Below are 3958 nucleotides of genomic sequence, written 5' to 3' on the forward strand. Positions count from 1 at the left end.
AGGAGAAGCAGATGGTGCTGTCCGTCCAATGGACGCCGGCGCAGGTGGGTGGGCAGGCGCGGCCGTCGCTGGTCTCCATGGATTTCCGGACGCGCTGACAGGCGACCCGCTTCCCCGACCCGCAGCTTCCCGGCGAACGGCCGGGCGGCTATGCGAACAGGTTGTGCATGCCCCATGCAGCCTGAGCAGGAAACGCGTCGTCGCCGGCGCTGGCTCGCCCGCTTCGGTGATCATGCGCCACCTGCATCGCCTTTCCGGGGCAATACAGGCGGCGCATCATCGGCTTACGCCATCTGCACGATATGCAGCGCCTTCGGGTTGCGCCACGTTGCCAGCAGCGCCGCTTCGCGGGCCTTGGCTTCGTGCAGGTGCGCTTCCTTGACGTGGCCGTAGCCGCGGATGTGCTCGGGGATGCTGGCGATGTCCACCGCCAGCGCCAGCCGGCGCGCATCCAGCCCGCCCAGCAGTTCCTGCAGGGTCTTCTCGTAGTCGGCGATCAGCTGGCGTTCGCCACGGCGTTCCTCGGTGTAGCCGAAGACGTCGAAGCGGCCGCCACGCAAGCCCTTGAGCTTGGCCAGCAGGCCGAAGGCCTTGAACATCCACGGGCCGTATTCCTTCTTCTGCAGCTGGCCCTGCTCGTCGCGCTTGGCGAACAGCGGCGGTGCCAGGTGGAAACGCACCTGGTAGTCGCCCTCGAACTGCTGCTGCACGCGCTTGATGAAGTCGCCGCTGGTGTACAGGCGGGCCACTTCGTACTCGTCCTTGTAAGCCATCAGCTTGAAGAAGTAGCGCGACACCGCCTCGGTCAGCGCGGTGCTGCCCGGCACGGCCTGCTGCTCGGCGCCGCGCACCGCATCGACCAGCGTGCGATAGCGGTTGGCGTAGGCCGCGTCCTGATAGTCGGTGAGGAAGGCGCTGCGGCGTGCGACCAGTTCGTCGAGCGAGCGCGACAGGCGGCCGTCGTCGAGCGCGGCGAAGGTGGCCTCACCATCGGTCGGGCCGGCGGCGGGCAGGCCGCGGATCTCCGGCTCGTTGCCGGGGTTGCGCGGTGCCGACGGCGCGCCGGCCTCGCTGCCTTCCCACTCACCCGGCGGCAGCTCGTGCAGCGCGCCCGGCGTGCGCTCGGCATGGGTCGGGATGTTGCGCACCAGCCCGGCGGCCTGCTGCACGGCCTGCGGATCAATCGCCGCCAGCCGGCCCCAGGCAAACGCCTTCTGGTTCATCTCGATGGCCGCGCCGTTGAGCTCGATGGCGCGCATCAGTGCTTCCAGCGACAACGGCACCAGCCCCTGCTGCCAGGCAAAGCCGAGGATGAACAGGTTGGAAGCGATGGCGTCGCCGAGCAGCGCGGTAGCCAGCTGGGTGGCGTCGAGCAGGATCGGGTCACGCCCGCCCAGTGCCACCTTCACGCCGGCGATGATGTCGGCGGCCGGGAACTGCATGTCCGGGTGCGTGGTGAACGTGCCGGGCATGGCTTCGTAGGTGTTGAGCACCACCTGCGAGCGCTCGGCGCGCACCTTGGACAGTGCCCAGTAGTCGTTGACCACCACCATGTCGCAGCCCAGCACCAGGTCCGCTTCGCCGGCGGCGATGCGCACGGCGTGGATGTCGGCCGGGGTGTGGGCGATGCGGATGTGGGTGGTGACCGCGCCGCCCTTCTGCGCCAGGCCGGTCTGGTCGAGCACGCTGGCGCCCTTGCCTTCCAGGTGGCCGGCCATGCCCAGCAGCGCGCCGATGGTGACCACGCCGGTGCCACCGACGCCGGTGATCAGGATGTTCCAGGGCTGGGACAGGTCAGTGCGGAACGCCGGGGTCGGCAGGTTGTCGAGCAGGCTGGCCGCATCGCTCTTCTTGCCCTTGCGCAGCTGGCCGCCGTGCACGGTGACGAAGCTGGGGCAGAAACCGGTGGTGCAGGAGAAATCCTTGTTGCAGTTGGACTGGTCGATATCGCGCTTGCGGCCGAACTCGGTCTCCTTCGGCAGCACCGACACGCAGAAGCTCTTCTCGCCGCAATCGCCGCAGCCTTCGCAGACCAGCGAGTTGATCATCGTGCGCTTGGGCGGGTCGACCAGCTTGCCGCGCTTGCGGCGGCGGCGCTTCTCGGTGGCACAGGTCTGCTCGTAGATCAGGATACTGGTGCCCTTCACCGTGCGCAGCTGCTTCTGCACGGCATCCAGCTCGGCGCGGTCATGGAACTCCACGTCGGACGGGAATTCGTGGCGACGCGACTTCCATTTCTCGATGTCGTCGGACAGCAGCACGATGGTGTACACGCCCTCGGCGCGCATCTGGTGCGCGATCTGCGGCACGGTCAGGGTGCCGTCCACCGGCTGCCCGCCGGTCATCGCCACCGCATCGTTGTAGAGGATCTTGTAGGTGATGTTGACGCCGGCGGCGATCGCCTGGCGGATCGCCAGCGAGCCGCTGTGGAAGTAGGTGCCATCACCGAGGTTCTGGAACACGTGCTCGGTGTCGGTGAAGGCGGCCTGCCCGGCCCAGGTGACGCCTTCGCCGCCCATGTGGGTGAAGGTGTCGGTGTCGCGGTCCATCCACGTCACCATGTAATGGCAGCCGATGCCGGCCATCGCACGCGAGCCTTCCGGCACGTTGGTGGAGGTGTTGTGCGGGCAACCGGAGCAGTAATGCGGCACGCGCGGGAACTGCGCGCGCGGCAGTGCCATCTCCGCTTCCTTCTCGTCCATCCAGCGCAGGCGCTGCTCGATCGATTCGGTGTTGAAGAACTGCTGGATGCGGCGGCCGATCACGCCGGCGATGGTGGCCGGGGTGAGTTCGCCGGTGGACGGCAGGATCCATTCGCCCTGCTCGTCGTACTTGCCGACGATGGACGGGCGCGCGCCCCAGCTGGCCGGCCAGTTGTAGAAGTACTCCTTCATCTGTCGCTCGATGAAGGCCTTCTTCTCCTCCACCACGACGATGTCCTGCAGGCCGCGCGCGAACGCGGCGATGCCCTGCGGTTCCAGCGGCCAGGTCATGCCGACCTTGTACACGCGGATGCCGATCTGCGCGCAGGCCTTCTCGTCCAGGCCCAGGTACTCCAGCGCCTGCAGCACGTCCAGGTAGCTCTTGCCGGTGGTGACGATGCCCAGCCGCGCGTTCGGCGCGTCCATCACCACCTTGTCGATGCCGTTGGCGCGGGCGAAGGCCTGCGCGGCCTTCACCGCATAGCGGTGCAGGCGCATCTCCTGTTCCATCGGCGGGTCCGGCCAGCGGATGTTGAGCCCGGCCGGCGGCATCTCGAAGTCTTCCGGCAGCACGATACGGCGTGCGAACGGGTCCACGTCCACCGATGCGGAGGATTCCACCGTCTCGGCGATGGTCTTGAAGCCGATCCAGCGGCCGGTGTAGCGGCTCATCGCCCAGCCGACCAGGCCCATGTCCAGGATGTCCTGCACCCCGGCCGGGTTCAGCACCGGCATCATCGCGCTGACGAACTCCTCCTCGCTGCCATGCGGCAGGGTCGAGCTGCGGCAGGCATGGTCGTCGGCGGCCAGCGCCAATACACCGCCGTGCCTGGAGGTGCCGGCGGCATTGCCGTGCTTGAACACGTCGCCGCAGCGGTCCACGCCCGGGCCCTTGCCGTACCACATGCCGAACACGCCATCGACGTTGGCGCCGGGGAACAGGTTGGTCTGCTGGGTGCCCCAGACCATGGTCGCGCCGAGGTCCTCGTTGAGGCCGGGCACGAACTTCACCTTGGCTGCCTCCAGGTGCTTGCGCGCGCGCCACAGCTCCAGGTCGAAGCCGCCCAGCGGCGAGCCACGGTAGCCGCTGATGAAGCCGCCGGTGTTCAGCCCCGCCGCCAGGTCACGCTGCTGCTGCATCAGCGGCAGCCGTACCAGTGCCTGTACCCCGCTCAGGTAGATGCGGCCGTCGGTGCGCGTGTACTTGTGGTCCAGCGTGTAGTCGCGGTCGCGGACCCCGATCAGCGGGTCATTGG

General features: G+C 68.1%; 1 protein-coding gene. It reads right to left on the bottom strand.

Translation table 11 applies throughout. The features are described from left to right. Window positions 1–284: 284 nt before the first annotated feature. Window positions 285–3947 (bottom strand): indolepyruvate ferredoxin oxidoreductase family protein, encoded by a 3663-nt coding sequence (locus VA603_RS18345; protein WP_323439688.1) that lies wholly within the window; start codon window positions 3945–3947, stop codon window positions 285–287. Window positions 3948–3958 lie beyond the last annotated feature (11 nt).

It is taken from the genome of Stenotrophomonas capsici (genome assembly GCF_034961085.1).
Lineage (GTDB): Bacteria > Pseudomonadota > Gammaproteobacteria > Xanthomonadales > Xanthomonadaceae > Stenotrophomonas > Stenotrophomonas capsici.